Raw genomic sequence first — 20,356 nt, forward strand, 5'->3', positions numbered from 1 at the left:
CTTAAATTCAGTGACCACAGTTGTGAGCCTGATTTCTCAAACTACTAACGCTTTTCCCAGATGAACATTACACAAGATATACGCTTTCAACAGCTGCAACAATGGTTACAAAGCTTTGTGACCGATAAAAACTACTCGCTAACGCCCGCTTCCAGTGATGCCAGCTTTCGTCGTTATTTCCGACTAGCGCAACAGAATGGCAGCTTTATCGTCATGGATTCACCTCCAGAACATGAAGATAATAAGGCGTTCATCAACGTTGCGACATTGTTGGAACAATACGGACTGAATGTTCCGCATATCTATCAACAAGATCTGCAGAGTGGTTTTTTAATTCTGAGCGATCTAGGAAGCACGCCATACCTTTCTCAGTTATCGACATTGACGGCTGATGGGCTGTATAAAAATGCTATCGACAGCCTGATAAAGCTACAGAAAATTCCTTGTAAAAATCAGTCTTTACCACAATATGATTCCACATTATTACTGCGTGAGATGCGGCTGTTTGATGAATGGTTTCTGCAAAAACATTTGCAGTTAACAGCACCTAACTGGTTAACAGCTGTTTATGATTTGTTAATCAATAATGCCTTATCTCAACCTCAGGTTCTGGTGCATCGGGATTTTCATTCACGTAATCTGATGTATTTACCCGGGCATACTCCTGGTGTGATTGATTTTCAGGATGCCGTGATTGGTGCCATTAGTTATGACTTAGTTTCATTGTTGCGTGATGTATATATCCAGTGGTCTTCAGCAGAACAAAAGCAATGGGTTGAATATTATATTGAGCAGGCCCAACAGCATGGATTGTTAACTTCCGAGCAAGCAGAACATTTCCCTCGATGGTTTGATTTAATGGGCTTGCAACGTCACCTGAAAATACTGGGGATCTTCTGTCGACTTAATTATCGTGACAACAAACCTAATTATATGAATGATTTAGCATTGACTTTAAATTATGTTTATCAAGTTTGTGAACGATATCCAGAGTTACAAAACCTCTATCAATATCTTATTGAACAACCCAAAATTGCGGCCATAAAATGAAAGTAATGATTCTGGCAGCTGGTCGTGGTGAACGACTCAGACCTCTTACTGATCACACGCCAAAGCCTTTGCTGCATGCTGGTCCAAAACGCTTGATTGAATATCTGATTGAGAAGCTGGTCGATGCAGGACTGAAGGATATTGTGATTAATTATGCTCATTTAGGTGAGCAATTTGAGCCATTATTAGGCAGTGGTGAACGTTATCAAGCTAACTTTGAATATTCAGCTGAAGTCACAGGCGGACTGGAAACAGCAGGTGGAATTATTCAGGCATTACCGCTACTGGGCAATGAACCCTTTCTGGTGGTAAATGGCGATATCTGGACAGATTTTCCCTTTGCAGATCTGACTAAGCTCACTCTTGCCAGAGAGCAACTATGCCATTTGGTTATGGTGAATAACCTGTGCACAACCTGCTGGGGATTTTTATCTTGATGCCGATGGTTTGCTCGCAATCGAAGGTGACCCCAAACTGACGTTCAGTGGTATCGGGATTTATCGTCCAGAAATGTTTGCTGAGCATCCAGTCGCCAAACTGGCATTAAAGCCTTTTTTTGTTGAGGCTATGAAGCAGCGAAAAGCGACCGGGCAACATTATCAGGGACAATGGTCTGACATTGGAACAGTCGAGCGCTTAAACGCGTTGGCTAAGCAACTCGACGTTTAACAGCAGCCTCAGGCGCAGAGAAATTCCAGTAAGGCTTTTTGGGCATGGAGCCGATTTTCAGCTTCATCCCAAACGACACTTTGCTGGCCATCAATCACTTCTGCCGTCACTTCTTCACCACGATGCGCGGGTAGGCAATGCATAAATAATGCATCTTTAGCGGCTTGCTGCATGACCTTTTTATCCACCTGAAACGCTGCAAACGCAGCTTCACGCTTACGTTGCTCTTCTTCCTGGCCCATACTGGCCCAGACATCAGTAACCACTAAATCAGCAAGCTCTGCAGCCTGCATCGCATCATTAAACAGATGAATTGGCGCATCAACCGCCTTGACTATAGAAGCCTTTGGTTCATACCCAACCGGTGTCGCAATGTTTAAGGTAAATCCAAATTGTTGCGCCGCATTGATATAGGAATGACACATATTGTTGCCATCACCAATCCATGCCACGGTTTTGCCACGTATATCTCCACGATGTTCCTGATAGGTCTGCATATCGGCTAACAGCTGACAAGGATGGTAATCATCCGTCAATGCATTGATAACCGGTACCGATGAATATTTAGCAAAGGTTTCGACTTTGCTGTGCTCAAAGGTTCGGATCATCACTGCATCGACCATGCTGGAAATCACTCTGGCCGAGTCTTCAATCGGCTCGCCTCTTCCTAATTGGGTATCATCGGGCGATAAAAAGATAGAGCCGCCGCCGAATTGCACCATAGCTGATTCAAAAGATACACGGGTACGGGTTGAAGATTTTTCAAAAATCATAGCCAGCACTTTATTTTTTAAAGGCTGGTAGATCTCACCCGCTTTATGCATTTCTTTTAATTCAGATGCACGGATAATCAATTGATGCAATTCAACCGGCGATAGGTCTTTCAGCGTAAGAAAATGTCTCATCAGGCTACACTCTCGATCGGCTGAGAAGCCAGAAAGGTTTTAACCAGTTGACTTACCTTGTTAACAATCATTTCGGCTTCTTGAGCATTGATCACCAGTGGAGGCAATAAGCGAATAACTTTTTCAGCCGTCACATTGATCAGGATATGATCCTGCAATGCCAGTTTGACCAAATCAGCACAAGGCACGGTTAATTCAATACCAAACATAAAACCTAAATGCCGAACGTCTTTAACACCTTCGGTTTGACCCAACTGCTGTTTAAAGTGTTGATACATCTGTTCGCCCAGTCTGTTGACATGATCCAACAGCTGTTCTTTTTCAATCGTTTCCAATACCGCTAATGCAGCACTGCAGGCCAATGGATTACCACCGAATGTTGAGCCGTGATTACCAGCTTGCAAAACACCTTTTGCCAAGCCGGCCACTAGACATGCACCAACAGGCATACCATTACCCAAGCCTTTAGCCAGCGTCATCACATCAGGCACTAATCCCTGTTTGTGTTGAAAAGCAAACCATTTACCAGTCCGGCCAACGCCTGTCTGTACTTCATCGAGCATCATTAGTAATTTGCGTTGCGTACATAAATCACGGATAGCAGACAAATATTCACTGTCAGGCACCTTAATACCACCCTCGCCCTGCACCGGCTCAACCAATATAGCAACAGCTTCAGGCCAATGACTGACAGCCATGCGAATCGCATCAAAATCATTGTAAGGAACCCGCACAAAACCTGGCACTAATGGCTCAAAACCAGCCTGTACCTTGGCATTACCGGTAGCGGTCAACGTTGCCATTGTCCGCCCATGGAAACTGCCTTCCATAACAATAATGACGGGTTTATCGATGCCTTTACTATGACCATATTTACGAGCAAGTTTAATCGCTGCTTCATTCGCTTCGGCGCCTGAATTACAGAAAAATACCTGCTCCATTCCAGACAGCTGCGTTAACTTATCAGCTAATAGCTGTTGCTTCTCGATATGATAAACATTCGATGTATGCACTAATGTTGCAGCTTGTTCAGAAATAGCGCGTGTCACTGCAGGGTGACAATGTCCAAGGTTGCAAACTGCAATACCACTCAATGCATCCAGATATCGTTCGCCATGGGTATCGGTCAGCCACGCGCCTTCCCCTTTAGCAAAAGTAATATCTAAACGTCCATAAGTTGGCATGACAGATTCGGTCATGGAATTTAACTCCCTGCCTGTTTTTCCAGGCGATATATCAGCAGATTTTCTGCCGGATTGAAACGAAAAATGGCAGTTTCAAAAGAAAACTGCCATATTCCAAAAACTGTAAATTATATAACGAATCAGTCAGCAGCCATAAGACTACTGACTTGATTCTATGATTTATGCTGCAAAATTTGCCGCAACGAAATCCCAATTTACCAGCGTCCAGAATGTCTCTAAATATTTTGGACGGGCATTACGGAAATCAATGTAATAAGCATGTTCCCAAACATCGCAAGTCAATAATGGCGTTTGACCTGCAGTCAGCGGGCAACCGGCATTGCTGGTGTTAACGATTTCAATACTGCCATCGGCATTTTTCACCAACCAAGTCCAACCTGAACCAAAGTTTGTGGTGGCTGATTTGGTAAATTGCTCTTTAAATTCTGCAAATGAACCAAATTTGGCATCAATTGCAGCCGCCAAATCACCAGAAACAGCATCTTTGCCATTTGGGGTGAGACAGTTCCAGTAAAAAGTGTGATTCCACACTTGAGCAGCATTGTTAAAAACACCACCACTTGATTTAGTGATAATGGCTTCAAGCGATTGACCTTCAAACTCGGTTCCAGGAACCAGATTGTTCAGGTTATTTACATAGGTTTGGTGATGCTTACCGTAATGGTATTCAAGAGTCTCTGCAGAGATGTGTGGTTCCAAAGCATCTTTTGCATAAGGAAGTGGTGGCAATTCAAAAGCCATGATAAATCTCCTTGTTTGAAAATAACCAACGTAAACCCGTTAGTCTAAGTGAGGGCATGCCTTATAGCAAGTTTTGACCAAGCTGCGATAACATGCCAAGTTCGAGTCCCATCAATACACCATCTTCTCTGCCCTGTTCCGCAGGATAATAACCACGGCGTACTGACATTTCATTAAAACCTGTTGATAAATAAAGCTGTTGAGCCCGAAAGTTACTGGCTCGCACTTCCAATACGACAATTGAAGCAGACTGTTCCAGCGCGAGATCAATTACGTGATTCAGGATTTGTCTGCCAAAACCGTTGCCCTGAGAAGTGGGTTTCACACAAATGTTCAGCAAATGAACTTCATCCAGTACCGATTGTACAACACTGTAACCAATCATCTCATCAGCAACTGAATAGAGAAAACTGCGATAACCGCCCTTTAAACAATCTTCAAAGTTGCCTTTAGTCCAGGGGAAACGATTTGCCTGTTTTTCTATCTGCCAGACTGTATCAACATCTGCCAGTTGCATTTGACTTATTGCTATTTCAGTCACTCAGTGAAGCTCTTAAGTTCCGTAGTTGCTGTATAGCTTGCCACATCTCAACTTTACGCTGAGGCTGCTCAAGTAATATACGCAAACTTGGGCTGATCATAGCTAGCACATCATTTTCAAGTTGCTGACAGCTTAATGAATTATAAGGCTTTAAGTTAAGTTTTTGTGACAACTCTTCACCTAAAACCAGTGCCACTGTTTTATCCGCCGAAAAGCCTTGTAAAGCCTTTGAAAATTGCATATCAATTACTGTCACGTCATTTAGCTGAACATTGATACTGCCAAAAATGGCTCGTAATAAACGATTTTCAGCTACAGAAAGCTGATTTTCAGTGATGACTAACCACGGTTTTGCAAAATCAAATTGACTGAAATCAATGGTTTCAAAGCTCATGTCGGCAGTGGTAACGGCCTCATCCGCGCGTGGGACCCAGACAGGAATACCCATCTGATCCAATACAAAATATTGTTGTGCCGATAAACTCATCAGACTTGAGGATGTGCCCGATCAGCAGGCAGCAGCATTTTGTTCAAGGCATTGATATAAGCTTTGGCTGAAGCAATAACGATATCGGTATCAGTTCCTTGGCCGCTAACAATCCGTCCACCTTTTTCCAACCTGACGCTGACTTCACCCTGCGAGTCGGTGCCGCTAGTAATATTGCTTACCGAATAAAGTTGTAATTCAGTATGGCTCTGCACCATCGATTCAATTGCTTTGAATGCGGCATCAACCGGACCACTGCCTTTCATTTCAGTACGTACTTCACTGTCATCCAATGCCAATGTGACATTTGCAACTGGGGTTTCACCAGTTTCGCTACAGACACGCATTGAAATCAATCGAATACGTTCGTTATCCTCAGTTAAGGTATCACTTACAAGTGCTTGAATATCCTCGTCAAATACTTCGTGCTTCTTATCTGCCAGTTCTTTGAATCGGGTAAATGCACTGTTCAAATCTTCTTCGGAATCCAACTCAATACCCAGCTCTTTTAGCCGCGAACGAAATGCATTTCGTCCCGAATGTTTGCCTAGTACCATACGATTGGTATTCCAGCCCACATCTTCAGCACGCATAATTTCATAGGTTTCACGATTTTTCAGCACACCATCCTGGTGAATACCAGACTCATGGGCAAACGCGTTGGCACCAACTATCGCTTTATTGGGTTGCACCACAAAACCAGTTACTCCTGAAACCAAACGAGAGGCCGCTAATATTTGTGTAGTATCCAGCCGGGTATCACAATCAAACATATCCTGGCGGGTACGCACAGCCATCACCACTTCTTCCAATGAGGCATTACCAGCACGTTCTCCAAGCCCATTAATAGTACATTCAACCTGACGTGCACCATTCATAACGGCTGATAATGAATTGGCAACGGCTAAGCCTAAATCGTTATGACAATGGACCGAGAAAACCGCTTTATCAGAATTTGGGATGCGCTCACGCAGGTTTTTAATTAATTCACCAAATTGATGCGGCAGGTTATATCCAACTGTATCGGGGATGTTCAAGGTTTTAGCGCCGGCATCAATAACAGCCTCAAGCACCCGACAAAGAAAATCCAAATCACTACGGCCAGCGTCTTCAGGCGAAAACTCAACGTCATCGGTATATTGACGAGCGCGCTTCACTGCCTTAACTGCATTTTCAACCACTTCGTCTGGTTGCATCCGCAGTTTCATCTGCATATGAATGGGTGAGGTAGCGATAAAAGTATGAATCCGTGAAGCATTAGCGGCTTTAAGTGCTTCACCTGCCCTATCAATATCTTTATCCAGTGCACGCGCCAGACCACAGACACGACTATCTTTAACTGCTTTGGCAACGGCTTGTACTGCCTCAAAATCACCAATACTGGCAATCGGGAAGCCTGCTTCGATAATATCGACACGCATACGTTCAAGGGCTTTTGCAATCCGCACCTTTTCGTCTTTGGTCATTGATGCGCCAGGGCTCTGTTCCCCGTCACGTAAGGTTGTGTCGAATATTATTAATTGGTCTTTCATCTCGCTCACTCCGAACAGCTTGCTCAAAACTGAGCAAGTTTTTTATTGTCATTATATAGGGAGGTTAAATGAGGGGGACAGAATGATTTTCAAGACGCTTTATCCTGAATTTCAAATCCAATCTCAGTGTTTTATGAGGTATGGTTTGCCCCCGACATTTAGGTGGTTTTATTTTGATTGCGACCGTTCATTACGATGCTTGCGGAGCTGTACCAGTGTAAATACCGGACCTGAAATCGCATATAACAAAAATGCAGTGAACAATACGATTGGCGGGTCTGTAGCGATCAATGCAAACACTAATACCAATACCAACATCACGATAAAAGGAACTTTGCCACGCAGGTTCAACTCTTTAAAACTATGATAACGGACCGTGCTGACCATCAAAATTGCTGCGGCAAAGGTCAACGGCACGCCTATAAACGTTAGTAATGTGGGGTCCAACTGGTTGTTATGACCAACCCATACCCAACCGGCAATAACCGCTGCGGCTGCCGGGCTAGGCAGACCTTGAAAATAGCGTTTATCAGCAATTCCCACCTGTGTATTAAAGCGTGCAAGTCTTAACGCACCACAAGCAGCATAAATAAATGCCACCATCCAACCAAACTTGCCCAGACCATTTAATGTCCATTCAAACATTACCAATGCGGGTGCCAGCCCGAATGCCACCATATCGGCAAGACTGTCATATTCGGCGCCAAAAGCACTTTGGGTATTAGTCATTCGGGCAATACGCCCGTCCAGACCATCCATGACCATAGCGACAAAGATGGCTACAGCTGCAACTGAAAACTCACCTCTAGTCGCAGCGACAATAGCGTAGAACCCGGCAAACAGACAAGCTGTGGTAAATAAATTCGGTAATAGGTAAATGCCGCGTTTTTGTCGTTCTTCATGATTAACCATAAAATTCCTGTATTCAGAGAAGAAGTGATTTCATTATGACATCCGTACCTTCATAAACAAAATAAGGGCAGATTGCTAAGCAACCTGCCCTTATTTCAGGACAATTAAAAACGCTGATTAGTTTTTAGACTTATCAACGATTTTTTGAATCCAAGGCATCATTTCACGCAGTTTAGCACCCGTTTGTTCAATTGGATGTTCAGCATTCAAACGACGCATGGCAGTCATTTCTGGATAGCCTGTTTGGCCTTCCATAATAAACTGTTTAGCATATTTGCCTTCCTGAATATTTTTCAATGCTTCACGCATAGCCCAACGACTTTCATCATTGATAACTTTAGGGCCAGTGACGTATTCACCGTATTCAGCGTTGTTGGAAATTGAATAATTCATGTTGGCAATGCCACCTTCATACATCAAATCAACAATCAGTTTCAGTTCGTGCAGACATTCAAAATAAGCCATTTCTGGGGCATAACCAGCTTCAACTAAAGTTTCAAAACCGGCTTTAACCAGTTCAACGGCACCACCACACAATACGGCTTGTTCACCAAACAGATCAGTTTCAGTTTCATCACGGAAAGTGGTTTCGATGATACCAGTACGGCCACCACCGATAGCAGAGGCATAAGATAACGCGATTGCTTTCGCTTTACCTGAAGCATCTTGTTCAATGGCGATCAAATCAGGAATACCACCACCACGAGTAAATTCGCTACGAACAGTATGACCTGGGGCTTTAGGCGCAATCATAATGACGTCTAAATCTTTGCGTGGCAGGATTTGGTTATAAACAATCGCAAATCCATGTGCAAATGCCAATACAGCACCTTGCTTCAGATTTGGTTCAATTTCATCTTTGTATAAAGAAGATTGGAATTCATCAGGTGTTAAAACCATGATTAAATCAGCTTGCTTAACAGCAGATGCTGTATCAGCGACTTTCAGACCAGCACCTTCGGCTTTGGCAATAGAAGATGAACCGGCACGCAGTGCAACAGTCACATCCACGCCAGAATCCTTCAGGTTACATGCGTGAGCGTGGCCTTGTGAACCGTAACCAATGATGGTGACTTTCATGCCACGGATCAGTGACAGGTCACAATCTTTGTCGTAATAGATATTCAAACTCATTATCAATTCCTTCGTTTTTAAATCAATTCAATTGCAGGCATTTTTCGCCGCGGGCAATGCCAGAAACGCCACTGCGAACGGTTTCAAGAATTTTGTGCTCGGATAACGCTTCAATAAACGAATCCAGTTTGCTACCTGCACCAGTCAGTTCAATCGTGTATGTAGATGCGGTGACATCAATAATCCGGCCACGGAAAATATCTGATAAACGTTTAACGTCATCACGTTGATCCATAGTGGCCGCTTTGACTTTGATTAACATCATTTCGCGTTCAATATGCGGGCCGTCAGATAACTCCATCAACTTCACCACATCAATCAACTTGTTCAGCTGCTTAGTGATCTGTTCGATAATACGGTCTGTACCTGTTGTGACAATCGTCATACGTGATAACGATGCATCTTCAGTAGGCGCAACCGTTAATGATTCAATGTTGTATCCACGAGCCGAGAACAAGCCGGCAACGCGCGATAGCGCGCCCGCTTCGTTTTCAATCAAAATCGAGATGATATGGCGCATTATGACAGCTCCCGCTCTGGATCTTGTGGTAAATCGCAATATGGTGACATATGCATTTCGTTATGCGCTTTGCCCTGCGCGATCATTGGGTAAACATTTTCCGTTTGATCAGTCACGATATCCAAAAATACCAGACGATCTTTCAACGCAAAGGCTTCTTCCAATTTAGGCCGTAAGTCTTCAACGCGTTCGATACGAATACCAACATGACCATAACTTTCAGCCAGTTTGACAAAATCAGGCAGCGATTCCATATAAGAATGCGAATAACGATTCTGATAGAAAAATTCCTGCCATTGACGAACCATACCAAGATAACGATTATTCAACGCCACGATTTTCACTGGCAGGCCGTATTGCAAACAGGTAGACAGTTCCTGAATACACATCTGGATACTACCTTCACCAGTAATACAGATAACCGTTTCTTCAGGAAACGCCAGCTGAACGCCCATTGCTGCAGGCAATCCAAAACCCATCGTTCCCAAACCACCAGAATTAATCCAGCGATTAGGTTTGCTGAAACCATAGTATTGGGCAGCCCACATCTGATGCTGACCAACATCCGACGTTACATAGGCATCGCCTTTAGTGATCTCATGAATCATTTCAACCACGGCTTGGGGTTTGATTTGGTCGCTATTACGATCGTATGACATGCATTTTTTAGCGCGCCAGCCGTTAATGATACCCCACCATTCAGCTAATGCTGCCTGGTCAGGTTGGGTTTTGCTGAGCCCCAGCAAATGATTCATATCCGCCAACACATCCGCAACATTACCAACTATCGGCACATCAACAGAGATTGTCTTGGAAATGGATGAAGGATCAATGTCAATATGAATGATCTTGGCATGAGGGCAAAATTCAGCAATTTTACCTGTTACCCGGTCATCAAAGCGTGCGCCAACGGCAATTAAAACATCACAATCATGCATTGCCATATTGGCTTCGTAAGTTCCATGCATACCAAGCATACCGAGAAACTGTTCGTCATCCCAAGGAATAGACCCCAAGCCCATCAGAGTTGATGTAACAGGATAAGCCAAGGTGTTCACAAAGGTTCTTAACTGTTCAGCAGCATTACCAAGAACTACCCCACCACCTGTATAAATCATCGGTTTTTTAGCGGTCAGCAATAACTCAACGGCGCGCTTAATCTGACCAGGATGGCCTTTAGTAACCGGCTGATAAGAGCGCATATGAACGCTCTCGGGATAGATATACGGGATCTTGATATTCGGATCGGTTATATCTTTTGGTACGTCAACCACAACTGGACCAGGACGGCCTGTTGTCGCTACATAAAATGCTTTTTTGATGGTCTCAGCCAGATCGTTAATATCTTTAACTAAAAAGTTATGTTTAACGCACGGACGAGTAATACCAACTGAATCGACTTCTTGGAAAGCATCACTACCAATATTAGCTGTGGCCACCTGACCGGTAATAACCACCATAGGAATAGAATCCATATAGGCAGTAGCAATGCCAGTTACCGCATTGGTCGCACCAGGACCTGAAGTTACCAGCACCACACCGGGTTTGCCCGTAGCGCGCGCATAACCATCTGCAGCGTGCGTTGCCGCCTGTTCATGGCGAACAAGAATGTGCTTGACCTCTTCCTGATTATACAGCGCATCGTAAATATGCAGCACTGCACCACCCGGATAGCCAAACAAATACTCAACCCCTTCGTCCTTCAGACAATGGACCAGAATCTCGGCACCGCTTAATTCCACGTCGTCCTCTCTCGTATCGCTAATGCGATCTGCTTCAAAATATCAAACGGCTAAAGTTACTGCGAATGCCTGTCAAGGTCAAGAAAAACCGCGTTCTAATACTGCCTTTACTATAAATGCAGCATAACTTTTCAACAGCAAAACTTAACAGCTATGGCATAATTTGCTTCATGACAAAACAATCATTAAATACCCTTACAATTACCCAACCAGACGACTGGCATCTCCACTTGCGCGACAATGAGGCATTGCAACGTACTGTTGCAGATACCGCAAGATGCTTTAAACGCGCCATTGTAATGCCAAATTTGCGTCCGCCCGTGACTAATGTTGAACAGGCAACATCCTATCGACAACGTATCCTGGATGCTCGACCGGCAGACTCTGATTTTGAACCATTAATGACGTTATATCTGACGGACAATACTAAAGCAGAAGATATTGTTGCGGCTAAGCAGGCCAATTTTATTAAAGCCGTCAAACTCTATCCGGCTGGTGCAACGACTAATTCTGATGCTGGCGTAACCGATATCAGTAAATGTTACAAAACACTGGAAGCCATGCAACAAGCTGGTATGCCTTTGTTGCTGCATGGTGAAGTCACTCACAGTGAAACCGATATTTTTGATCGTGAAAAAGTCTTTATAGATGAAAAATTGATTCCGTTGTTACGTGATTTTCCAGAACTGAAAGTTGTTTTTGAACATATCACCACAAAGGATGCGGCGGATTTTGTCGCAGAGGCCAGCAATTTTGTAGCGGCAACGATTACACCTCACCATTTACTGTTAAATCGAAATGATATGTTAGTGGGCGGTATTCGACCTCATTATTTCTGCTTGCCAGTGCTTAAACGTAATACCCATCAGAAAGCGCTTATTGCTGCCGCAACCAGCAGTAATCCGAAGTTCTTTCTGGGAACCGACAGTGCTCCACACAGTAAAAACAATAAAGAAAATGCCTGTGGCTGTGCAGGGATCTACAGCGCGCATGCTGCCATAGAACTCTATGCTGAAGTCTTCGATAAGCATGAGTGTTTGGATAAACTCGAAGGGTTTGCCAGTTTCTATGGTGCGGACTTTTATGGACTGCCAAGAAATGAACGGCAAATCACCATACAAAAAACCGATTGGCAGGTTGCTGAAACATTGGCATTTGCTGATGAAACTCTGGTGCCGATGCGCGCCGGTGAAACCATTCACTGGAAACTGGTTTAAAAAGTCCCGGCCTGATTACAGGCCGGGATTAGTTAATTTAGACAGCAGAAAAAGCCTGCTCCAAATCTTCAATAATGTCATTGATATGTTCGATGCCAATACACAGGCGAAGCATTTCCGGTGTAACTCCCGCTGCTTTGAGTTCGGCTTCTTCCAGCTGACGATGTGTGGTCGAAGCCGGATGACAGGCCAGTGACTTGGTATCCCCGATATTCACCAGGCGTTTAACCAACTTCAATGCATCGTAGAATTTCACGCCGTTATCAAAGCCGCCTTTAATGCCAAAGGTCAGAATTGATGATGGTTTGCCATTGAAATATTTCTGGGCCAAATCAAAATACTTGTCCCCTTCCAGTCCGGCATAGTTGACCCATTCAACTTTGGGATGCTGTTGCAGGTATTTAGCCACTGCGATGGCATTTTCACAATGTCGCTCCATACGTAATGGTAACGTTTCAATGCCTTGTAATAATAGAAACGCATTCATAGGTGACAACGCCGAACCGGTATTACGTAATGGGACGGTCCGAGCTCTGGCAATAAAGGCTGCTTCAGCGAATTGCTCGGTATACACCACTCCGTGATAAGCCGGTTCCGGTTGATTCAATACCGGAAATCTTTCTTTGTGTTCAGCCCAGGGAAACTTGCCCGAATCCACAATGATGCCGCCTAAAGTTGTGCCATGACCGCCCATGTATTTGGTCAAGGAATGCACCACAATATCAGCACCATATTCAATTGGATTAAGCAAAAACGGAGTTGCCACAGTGTTATCAACGATTACTGGAACACCGTGTTTATGTGCCATTGTTGCAATTGGCTCGATATCGACAATATTACCTGCCGGATTGCCGATTGATTCACAGAAAACCGCTTTGGTTTTCGCATCAATCAATTTTTCCAAGTCAGCAGCTTGATCGGTTGATGCAAATCGCACTTCAATACCGAGCTTAGGAAGCATGTGAGCAAACAAAGTATAGGTTCCACCATAGAGCTGCGGTGTTGTTACTATATTGTCGCCAGCCTCAGCAATAGTGAGGATTGCGTAATGAATCGCAGCACTTCCAGCAGAAGTCGCCAGTGCAGCAAGACCACCTTCCAACGCCGCTACACGCTTTTCCAATACATCCCAGGTGGGGTTCATAATTCGACTATAGATATTCCCGGGAACATCAAGATTAAATAGATCGGCACCATGCTGGGCATTATCAAATTCAAACGCCACAGTTTGGTAAATAGGTACCGCGCAGGATTTAGTGGTGGGATCGGTTTCATAACCTTCATGCAGACAGATAGTTTCTTTTTTCATAGTTTTCTCTCGCTGTTATTATTTTGGTGTCTGTTGAACTGCTCTATCCGCGCCGCTGTTGTGCATTTTCAGCCACAACAGAGGCTGCTATATAAAGAGCGACAGACCCTAATGTGAGTTTACGACGATAGGAATGAATTGCAATATTGCTTGAAATTTTATTGCCTAAACCCCATTTCGAATAAGTAACATCTCATAAATCCTCAAAACCACAAATTTCAGGAGAAACAACCATGAAAATATTAGTGGTACTAACTTCGCACGATAAGCTTGGCAATACCGGAGAAAAAACCGGTTTCTGGCTAGAAGAACTCGCAGCACCGTATTACGTAATGAAAGACGCCGGGGTAGAAATAACACTGACCTCCCCCAAAGGTGGTCAACCGCCACTTGATCCCAAAAGCAATCAGCCTGATTTTCAAACAGACGCTACCCGGCGTTTTGAAAATGATGCTGATGCCAAAAATCAACTGGCTAATACGCTTAAATTGGCCGATGTACATGCCGCAGATTATGATGCAGTGTTTTATCCAGGTGGACATGGTCCGTTATGGGATTTAACTGAAGATACAAAGTCGATCGCACTGATTGAAAGTTTTGTGCTCGCCAATAAACCGGTGGCGGTGGTCTGTCACGCCCCGGCTGTTTTGTTACACGTTAAAACCATCGGCGATGATCCATGGATTAAAGGTAAAAAGCTCACAGCATTTTCAAATAGTGAAGAAGATGCGGTAGGCTTGTCTGATGTTGTACCCTTTTTACTCGAAGATGCCCTCAAACAACGTGGCGCTATTTATGAAAAAGGTGACGACTGGAGTTCATTCGTCATTACGGATGGCATTTTGATTACAGGACAAAACCCAGCTTCGTCAGAAGCCACGGCAAATGCCCTGTTAAAACAGCTGGCATAAGCCGGCAATTTACACATTAATTACGGAACTATTATGGCTAGAGCAACCGCACGACACATCCTGGTGGACAGTGAAGAAATCTGTCTGGAATTGAAACGCGAAATCGAAGAAGGCGCAGATTTTGCTGCCGTCGCCAAAGAAAATTCTTCTTGCCCTTCCAGCCGTCAAGGCGGTGACTTGGGTGAATTTGGCCCGGGCATGATGGTGCCTGAATTCGACAAAGTAGTTTTTTCTGCCCAGTCAATACCGTTCAAGGTCCAGTTAAAACTCAATTTGGCTATCATTTGCTGGAAGTCACCAGCCGCACTGAATAAGTTAGTTATTTACATGTAAACAAAAAACCGGTTCGCCGGGCTTTTTTTTATTCAGTGATTACTTGATAATTCGGTAAGTGAGACAGTAATTGTTTACCGTAATTTTTAGTCAATAAACGCCGATCCAGAATAGTTATCTGACCTGAATCTGTTTCTTTGCGAAGCAGTCGACCACAGGCCTGAATCAACTTCACACTGACTGCTGGCAATGACAAACTAATAAATGGTTGACCACCACGTTTGAGGATCCACTCCTGACGAGCCTGTTCAATCGGCCGGGTAAATACCGGGAATGGCAGTTTGGTAATGATTACATGGGTGCACAAATTACCGGGCAAATCGACACCTTCCGCAAACCGATCCATCCCAAAAATAATGCTGCCCCGCCCTGCTTCAATCCGCTGAATATGTTTGACGATCATATTTTTGGGCGACAGCTGATCACCTTGTAAAAGAATCAAATTTTTCAATGACAATGGCAATTGCTTATACACCTGCAACATCACCTGGCGGGAGGTGAAGAGCACCAGCGTCGCCGCTTGAATATCAATAATTGATTTGAGTTGGCTAACAACTTCCTGCTGCCATTGCGGCAAATTTTCATTAGGTAAATACTGCATCATGGGCAGTTTTAACACCGCCTGTTGCTGATATTTAAACGGTGAAGGCAGCGCCAGAAAGTGTTTTTCATCGTAACGCTGTAAGCCACAATCCGCCCGGAAACGCTGGAATAATCCCATGCCCCGTAAAGTGGCTGAGGTCATTACCACCCCATAAGCACGTTGCCATAAACTGCGATCCAGAAAACCTGCCGCTGTCATCGGCCCGGCATGAATCACCAGTGTTTGTTGTTTGGCAAACTGTTCCTGTGCCAGCCAGCGCACATTGGGTGGGCGCTCTGCTTTGTCTTCATCTAGAAACAACGCCATGAAATCAATCAGATAACCAAAAATATTCTGTACCGTTCCCACTTGAGGCAGCAATGCTTCGCCGACTTTATTGCTTAACTGGGTTTTCTCCAGTCCTTCTTTAATCCATTTGCCAATCAAAGAAAAGTGTTTATAGATAGAATTGGCCCGCTGTAACAGGTTCTGACAGGGGATAAACAAGGCATTGAGTAACGGACTGCCCCAGAAAATACGCGGCTCACTGATATGACCTTCCAGCATTTCATTTACTGTGGCATCACTGCCCAGAATATCCAGTAGTTGTTGCAGCAGACTAATGATGGCAGGTAAATCCTGACGAATTTCCTTAAACATATAGCCAAAATCATGCTGCCGGAAAGCCAAAGCAGTGGGTAGCTTTTTCATCAGACTATCAGCGGTTTCAATGGTTTGATAAAGCTGGGCAAAGTTCAATGCTTTGGCGGCATGTCCCAGCGCTTTTTGCGGCAGATTATGGGCTTCATCAAACACTAGAATAAGCTCTTCAGGATTGGGCAACACTAGCCCGCCTCCCAAGTCAGCATCACTGAGTAATAAATCGTGATTCACTACCACTACCTGTGCCAGCTGCATTTCTTTACGCAGCAGATAATACGGACAGCTGATGAAATACCGGCAGCTCTTACCGGCACAGCCTTCTGAATCGGTAGATACTTCATTCCACAGAGCCATATCAATCGCATCGGTACGACTATCCCGATCGCCATCCCAGCGATGTTCATCCCAATCCTGAAACAGATTCTTCGCTTGGGTTTGCATCAATACCTGCTGATACTTTTGATCCACATCCAGCGTTAAATCCTGCTGTTCTGGTGTGGTTGCCAGTTGTGCCAGTTTGCTGGGACAGACATAACGGCGGCGGCCTTTTATCTGCATAAAGCGTATCGGTTGTGGCAAAGCGGCTGAAAACTGTGGCAAATCTTTCTGAATCAATTGCTGTTGCAGATTGACGGTTGCAGTACTGATAACCAGCAATTTTTTACTATTCAAAGCTGTTTCAATGGCACCGCTGAGATATGCCAGCGTTTTCCCCACGCCGGTTGGTGCTTCCACTACCGCCATTCTATTTTGCGATTGTTGCAGCCGCTGATGGATAAAGCGACTCATTTCGACTTGTTGCGGTCTGGCTTTAAAATCCGGCATCAACTTATTGATGCTGGTGAAGATTTCATCAAACACTTAACGTATTTCCACTCGGTTTTTCAGTGCCTTACCCATCATAAAATCATCAATATTCTGCAAAGTTGTCTGAGCGATATGCTGCAATGCTTCCCGGGTAAAATAGGCCTGGTGCCCCGTGACCAGCACATTTGGAAAGGTCAATAAACGCTGGAATATATCGTCCTGAATAATATCGGTTGAATGGTCTTCAAAAAACAGACTGCCTTCCTGTTCGTAGACATCTATTCCCAGATAGCCAATATGCAGCGCTTTCAAGGCATCCAATACGGCGACTGTATCCAATAAAGCTCCGCGACTGGTATTTATCAGCATTACGCCCGGTTTGGTAAGCCTAAGACTGACAGCATTAATAATATGATGTGTTGCATCATTTAATGGACAATGCAGGCTGATAATATCGCTTTGACCGAGCAAGCTGTCGAGTGTCACTACGTCAAAACCTGCTTGTTTGGCTGGTTCAGCGTTATGCGGTTCATAAATCAAAACCTGGCAACCAAATGCTCGCAAACGCTCAGCCACTAACAGGCCAATTTTACCGCCACCGATAATGCCCGCGGTTTTACCGAAAAAATCAAAACCCAGCAAACCATCCAGAGAAAAATTACCATCGCGAACACGATTATAGGCCCGCGGTATCTTCCGACTTAATGCCAACATCAGCGCAATAGTATGTTCCGCGACCGCATAGGGTGAATAAGCTGGCACATTGACGACGGTTATACCAAGGTTGTCAGCGGCCGTTAAATCCACCTGATTAACCCCGGCACAGCGTAACGCAATTAAACGGGTACCGTTTTCTGCCAGCATTTTAAGTGTTTCAGCCGATATATCGTCATTAACAAACGCACTGACCACTTCAACATCTTTGGCCAATGCTGCTGTCATTGGATTTAACGCCATTTCATAAAAACATAAAGATACGCGCTCATCGGCCATTTCTGTGAGATAGGCCTGATCATAGGGTTTTGCGCTGAATACCGCGACATGCGTTGGTTTCATTTGGAGCCTTTATCAGAAATGCAGTTTATTATTGGTCAGCTGAGCATCATTTTATCGAACAAATTTTATTAACGGAGACAGTCATGACGCCGTCATCGGGAAACATTCATGTGTTATGTTTAAACCCTGCGTTGGATGTGACTTACCATGTCAAAAAGTTAATCCCCGACCAAAAATCACGTTCCGATGCTGCCCGTCATGATCCAGGTGGTAATGGTATCAATATTGGGCGGGCTTTGTTTCGTATGCAGGTAGATGCAACAACGTACTGTGTTATTGCCGGTTCAGTTGGTGAGATTCTGCGAGACATGCTTGTTGAACAGCTACCCAATATTATGTTTCATCCTGTCTCAGGACAGACACGCATTAACAGCACGATTATTGAGCTTGATACACAATCTCAATTTCAAATCACTGATGCCGGTACCCCCGTCCCGGCAGCTCAGTTAACTGAATTGGTGGAGAATTTTGCCAATGCTGTAGGAAATGGTTATGGCATTCTGAGCGGGTCCTTCCAACCCAATATACCTGCCACTCTTTATGCTGATTTAATTAATAAAATCCGGCAACAAGGCGGACGTGCTGTCGTTGACAGTCATGGTGAAATATTGCGTTTGGCAATTGAAGCGAAACCATTTTTGATTAAACCCAATCTGTATGAACTGGAAACCCTGCTGCAAATAAAACTCAACACTATAGAAGCTATTGCCGAATGCGCCAGACAACTGCAACTGTCCGGGGTTACCCATGTCTGTGTTTCTTTAGGCGATCAAGGTGCTTTATTAGTCAGCCCGAAAAACAGTTTTTATGCGAAAGCGTTAGCGGTGCCAGTGAATACTACCGTGGGTGCAGGTGATTCCATGGTGGCGGGTCTGGTGGCCGGGTTCAGTCTTGATGATCAGCCCGAAACGGCATTGCGCTATGGTATCGCCTGTGGAGCCGGTACCGTAATGCACGCCGGAACAGAATTATTTCAAGGTCATGAACTGGCTGATTTCCGACAGCAGGTGACTATCCAAACTCTGGATATTTAACTCGGCAAGATATTATCAACCAACAATTGTAATGATTTTGTTTGCCGGAATTCATTCACATCCAGGCGATAATGCAAGCCAACTTTCTGGCCGATTTGCAGCCATACTGGGCTGTCTGACGAAACGCCATGGCCGTGATTTCACGCCCATCATCCAGTTTGACGGTTAACCGAAGATGGTCAGATTGCTGACCGACATGACGATAATTCTGCAAAACAAACTGACCATGAAACTGTGGTTCCGGAAAAGCCTGTCCCCATGGTGCCAGAACCGGTAATTGCTCGGCCAGGTGCATGTTCAGTTCCTGCACCGATAATTCACCATCAGAATACAAAGCACGTTCAAATACTGTGGGATCGGCTGCAAGCTCTACAGCGTCCCTGAATGCCTTTTCAAATAATGAAAAATCGTTCTGATTTAATGTTAACCCTGCTGCCATCGCATGTCCGCCAAAGCGCAAAATTAAATCCGGATATTTAGCAGCGACATTAACCAGCACATCACGAATATGAACGCCTGTTATGGAGCGTGCCGAACCTTTGATTTCGCCAGGTTCGCCCGGTGCAAACACTATGACCGGCCGATGCAGTTTTTCTTTAATTCGAGAGGCGAGTAACCCGATGACCCCTTGGTGCCAGCTTTCTTCATATAAACAATAAGCAGCTGCCTGACTGGTTTCATTAAGCTGAAGTTTTTCCAGCATCGCCAGGGCTTCCAGCTGCATACCTTGTTCAACCGAGCGACGTTCAAGATTAATCTGATCCAGTAACTGAGCAGCTTGCTGAGCCATGGCAAAGTTATCTGTCATTAAGGTATCAATGCCCAGCCCCATATCTTCCATACGACCGGCAGCATTTAACCTTGGCGCAATGGCAAAGCCCAAATCCTGAGCAGATAATCGACTGATGTCCTTACCGGCAATCTGTAATAAAGCACGAATACCTGCACAGGCACGTCCCTGCCGCATGCGTTTCAGACCCAGATCTACCAATGTGCGATTGAGCT

Annotated in this window: 20 protein-coding genes and 1 pseudogene; 7 read left to right on the forward strand and 14 right to left on the reverse strand. The window is 44.6% G+C overall.

All coding sequences use genetic code 11. The features are described from left to right. Positions 1 to 60 precede the first annotated feature (60 nt). From E8Q33_RS09200 to E8Q33_RS16755, 3 genes are read left to right on the forward strand one after another with little or no spacing between them, the layout of a single operon-like run. Entirely contained in the window at positions 61 to 1,050 is a 990-nt protein-coding gene (locus E8Q33_RS09200) for an aminoglycoside phosphotransferase family protein (protein WP_136554304.1), read from the forward strand. Beyond that, complete coding sequence (locus tag E8Q33_RS09205; RefSeq protein ID WP_371413283.1) at positions 1,047 to 1,487, forward strand: NDP-sugar synthase; 441 nt, start codon at positions 1,047 to 1,049, stop codon at positions 1,485 to 1,487. The genes E8Q33_RS09200 and E8Q33_RS09205 overlap by 4 nt, the downstream gene beginning before the upstream one ends. 10 nt (positions 1,488 to 1,497) lie before the next feature. Then, on the forward strand, positions 1,498 to 1,719 hold the full coding sequence (locus E8Q33_RS16755) for a hypothetical protein (RefSeq protein ID WP_371413284.1): 222 nt from the start codon (positions 1,498 to 1,500) through the stop codon (positions 1,717 to 1,719). A gap of 8 nt (positions 1,720 to 1,727) precedes the next feature. Here the strand turns inward: E8Q33_RS16755 and argF are convergent, their stop codons facing one another. The 10 genes from argF to E8Q33_RS09255 all read right to left on the reverse strand — a co-directional run bounded on the left by argF (position 1,728) and on the right by E8Q33_RS09255 (position 11,438). Beyond that, entirely contained in the window at positions 1,728 to 2,624 is an 897-nt protein-coding gene (gene argF / locus E8Q33_RS09210; protein WP_069295370.1) for an ornithine carbamoyltransferase, read from the reverse strand. Next, positions 2,624 to 3,823, reverse strand: a complete 1,200-nt coding sequence (locus E8Q33_RS09215) for an aspartate aminotransferase family protein (RefSeq protein ID WP_136554306.1) — start codon at positions 3,821 to 3,823, stop codon at positions 2,624 to 2,626. Before E8Q33_RS09215 ends, argF begins: the two co-directional genes overlap by 1 nt. Positions 3,824 to 3,988: 165 nt before the next feature. After that, positions 3,989 to 4,570 (reverse strand): superoxide dismutase [Fe], encoded by a 582-nt coding sequence (gene sodB, locus E8Q33_RS09220; protein ID WP_069295372.1) that lies wholly within the window; start codon positions 4,568 to 4,570, stop codon positions 3,989 to 3,991. 61 nt (positions 4,571 to 4,631) lie between these two features. Next, a complete protein-coding gene (rimI, locus tag E8Q33_RS09225) occupies positions 4,632 to 5,111 on the reverse strand; it encodes a ribosomal protein S18-alanine N-acetyltransferase (protein WP_247870003.1) in 480 nt (159 codons plus the stop codon). Then, on the reverse strand, positions 5,104 to 5,598 hold the full coding sequence (locus tag E8Q33_RS09230) for a DNA polymerase III subunit psi (protein ID WP_136554308.1): 495 nt from the start codon (positions 5,596 to 5,598) through the stop codon (positions 5,104 to 5,106). Before E8Q33_RS09230 ends, rimI begins: the two co-directional genes overlap by 8 nt. After that, complete coding sequence (locus E8Q33_RS09235; protein WP_069295375.1) at positions 5,598 to 7,130, reverse strand: 2-isopropylmalate synthase; 1,533 nt, start codon at positions 7,128 to 7,130, stop codon at positions 5,598 to 5,600. Before E8Q33_RS09235 ends, E8Q33_RS09230 begins: the two co-directional genes overlap by 1 nt. Before the next feature lie 168 nt (positions 7,131 to 7,298). After that, on the reverse strand, positions 7,299 to 8,042 hold the full coding sequence (pssA, locus tag E8Q33_RS09240) for a CDP-diacylglycerol--serine O-phosphatidyltransferase (protein WP_069295376.1): 744 nt from the start codon (positions 8,040 to 8,042) through the stop codon (positions 7,299 to 7,301). A 117-nt stretch (positions 8,043 to 8,159) separates the two neighbouring features. Beyond that, entirely contained in the window at positions 8,160 to 9,170 is a 1,011-nt protein-coding gene (ilvC, locus tag E8Q33_RS09245) for a ketol-acid reductoisomerase (protein WP_069295414.1), read from the reverse strand. A 28-nt stretch (positions 9,171 to 9,198) separates the two neighbouring features. Then, positions 9,199 to 9,696 carry an acetolactate synthase small subunit gene (gene ilvN / locus E8Q33_RS09250; protein ID WP_069295377.1) on the reverse strand — a complete coding sequence of 166 codons (498 nt, stop codon included), beginning with the start codon at positions 9,694 to 9,696 and terminating at the stop codon, positions 9,199 to 9,201. Next, on the reverse strand, positions 9,696 to 11,438 hold the full coding sequence (locus tag E8Q33_RS09255; protein ID WP_069295378.1) for an acetolactate synthase 3 large subunit: 1,743 nt from the start codon (positions 11,436 to 11,438) through the stop codon (positions 9,696 to 9,698). Before E8Q33_RS09255 ends, ilvN begins: the two co-directional genes overlap by 1 nt. 170 nt (positions 11,439 to 11,608) lie before the next feature. Between E8Q33_RS09255 and pyrC the strand changes: the two genes are divergently transcribed. Then, positions 11,609 to 12,655 carry a dihydroorotase gene (pyrC, locus tag E8Q33_RS09260; RefSeq protein WP_136554310.1) on the forward strand — a complete coding sequence of 349 codons (1,047 nt, stop codon included), beginning with the start codon at positions 11,609 to 11,611 and terminating at the stop codon, positions 12,653 to 12,655. Positions 12,656 to 12,692: 37 nt separating this feature from the next. Here pyrC and E8Q33_RS09265 read toward each other — a convergent pair whose 3' ends face one another. Next, positions 12,693 to 13,964, reverse strand: a complete 1,272-nt coding sequence (locus E8Q33_RS09265) for an O-acetylhomoserine aminocarboxypropyltransferase/cysteine synthase family protein (RefSeq protein ID WP_136554312.1) — start codon at positions 13,962 to 13,964, stop codon at positions 12,693 to 12,695. Positions 13,965 to 14,197: 233 nt separating this feature from the next. On the opposite strand from E8Q33_RS09265, the gene E8Q33_RS09270 reads away from it, so the two are divergent. Together E8Q33_RS09270 and E8Q33_RS09275 are read left to right on the forward strand one after the other, a co-directional pair. Continuing rightward, positions 14,198 to 14,875 carry a type 1 glutamine amidotransferase domain-containing protein gene (locus E8Q33_RS09270; RefSeq protein WP_136554313.1) on the forward strand — a complete coding sequence of 226 codons (678 nt, stop codon included), beginning with the start codon at positions 14,198 to 14,200 and terminating at the stop codon, positions 14,873 to 14,875. Positions 14,876 to 14,908: 33 nt separating this feature from the next. After that, positions 14,909 to 15,189, forward strand: a pseudogene (locus tag E8Q33_RS09275) (peptidylprolyl isomerase). 47 nt (positions 15,190 to 15,236) lie between these two features. On the opposite strand, the gene dinG reads toward E8Q33_RS09275, so the two are convergent. Together dinG and E8Q33_RS09285 are read right to left on the reverse strand one after the other, a co-directional pair. Continuing rightward, a complete protein-coding gene (gene dinG / locus E8Q33_RS09280; RefSeq protein ID WP_136554315.1) occupies positions 15,237 to 17,315 on the reverse strand; it encodes an ATP-dependent DNA helicase DinG in 2,079 nt (692 codons plus the stop codon). Further along, entirely contained in the window at positions 17,316 to 18,317 is a 1,002-nt protein-coding gene (locus E8Q33_RS09285) for a 2-hydroxyacid dehydrogenase (RefSeq protein WP_136554317.1), read from the reverse strand. Between the two features lie 83 nt (positions 18,318 to 18,400). Between E8Q33_RS09285 and E8Q33_RS09290 the strand changes: the two genes are divergently transcribed. Then, entirely contained in the window at positions 18,401 to 19,351 is a 951-nt protein-coding gene (locus E8Q33_RS09290) for a 1-phosphofructokinase family hexose kinase (RefSeq protein WP_136554319.1), read from the forward strand. Between the two features lie 55 nt (positions 19,352 to 19,406). On the opposite strand, the gene E8Q33_RS09295 is transcribed toward E8Q33_RS09290, so the two are convergent. Then, positions 19,407 to 20,356, reverse strand: a 950-nt coding sequence (locus E8Q33_RS09295) for a DHH family phosphoesterase (protein ID WP_247870004.1), incomplete at its 5' end; no start/stop codon positions are given.

Origin of the sequence: Methylophaga sp. SB9B, assembly GCF_004832235.1 — a bacterium.
GTDB lineage: Bacteria > Pseudomonadota > Gammaproteobacteria > Nitrosococcales > Methylophagaceae > Methylophaga > Methylophaga muralis.

Coding starts and splice junctions, on each gene's coding strand:
- E8Q33_RS09205 (WP_371413283.1), top strand. CDS start 1,047: ATGAAAGTAATGATTCTGGCAGCTGGTCGTGGTGAACGACTCAGACCT.
- argF (WP_069295370.1), bottom strand. CDS start 2,624: ATGAGACATTTTCTTACGCTGAAAGACCTATCGCCGGTTGAATTGCAT.
- E8Q33_RS09230 (WP_136554308.1), bottom strand. CDS start 5,598: ATGAGTTTATCGGCACAACAATATTTTGTATTGGATCAGATGGGTATT.
- E8Q33_RS09215 (WP_136554306.1), bottom strand. CDS start 3,823: ATGACCGAATCTGTCATGCCAACTTATGGACGTTTAGATATTACTTTT.
- pssA (WP_069295376.1), bottom strand. CDS start 8,042: ATGGTTAATCATGAAGAACGACAAAAACGCGGCATTTACCTATTACCG.
- E8Q33_RS09200 (WP_136554304.1), top strand. CDS start 61: ATGAACATTACACAAGATATACGCTTTCAACAGCTGCAACAATGGTTA.
- E8Q33_RS09265 (WP_136554312.1), bottom strand. CDS start 13,964: ATGAAAAAAGAAACTATCTGTCTGCATGAAGGTTATGAAACCGATCCC.
- sodB (WP_069295372.1), bottom strand. CDS start 4,570: ATGGCTTTTGAATTGCCACCACTTCCTTATGCAAAAGATGCTTTGGAA.
- E8Q33_RS09270 (WP_136554313.1), top strand. CDS start 14,198: ATGAAAATATTAGTGGTACTAACTTCGCACGATAAGCTTGGCAATACC.
- E8Q33_RS09235 (WP_069295375.1), bottom strand. CDS start 7,130: ATGAAAGACCAATTAATAATATTCGACACAACCTTACGTGACGGGGAA.
- E8Q33_RS09290 (WP_136554319.1), top strand. CDS start 18,401: ATGACGCCGTCATCGGGAAACATTCATGTGTTATGTTTAAACCCTGCG.
- pyrC (WP_136554310.1), top strand. CDS start 11,609: ATGACAAAACAATCATTAAATACCCTTACAATTACCCAACCAGACGAC.
- E8Q33_RS09285 (WP_136554317.1), bottom strand. CDS start 18,317: ATGAAACCAACGCATGTCGCGGTATTCAGCGCAAAACCCTATGATCAG.
- ilvN (WP_069295377.1), bottom strand. CDS start 9,696: ATGCGCCATATCATCTCGATTTTGATTGAAAACGAAGCGGGCGCGCTA.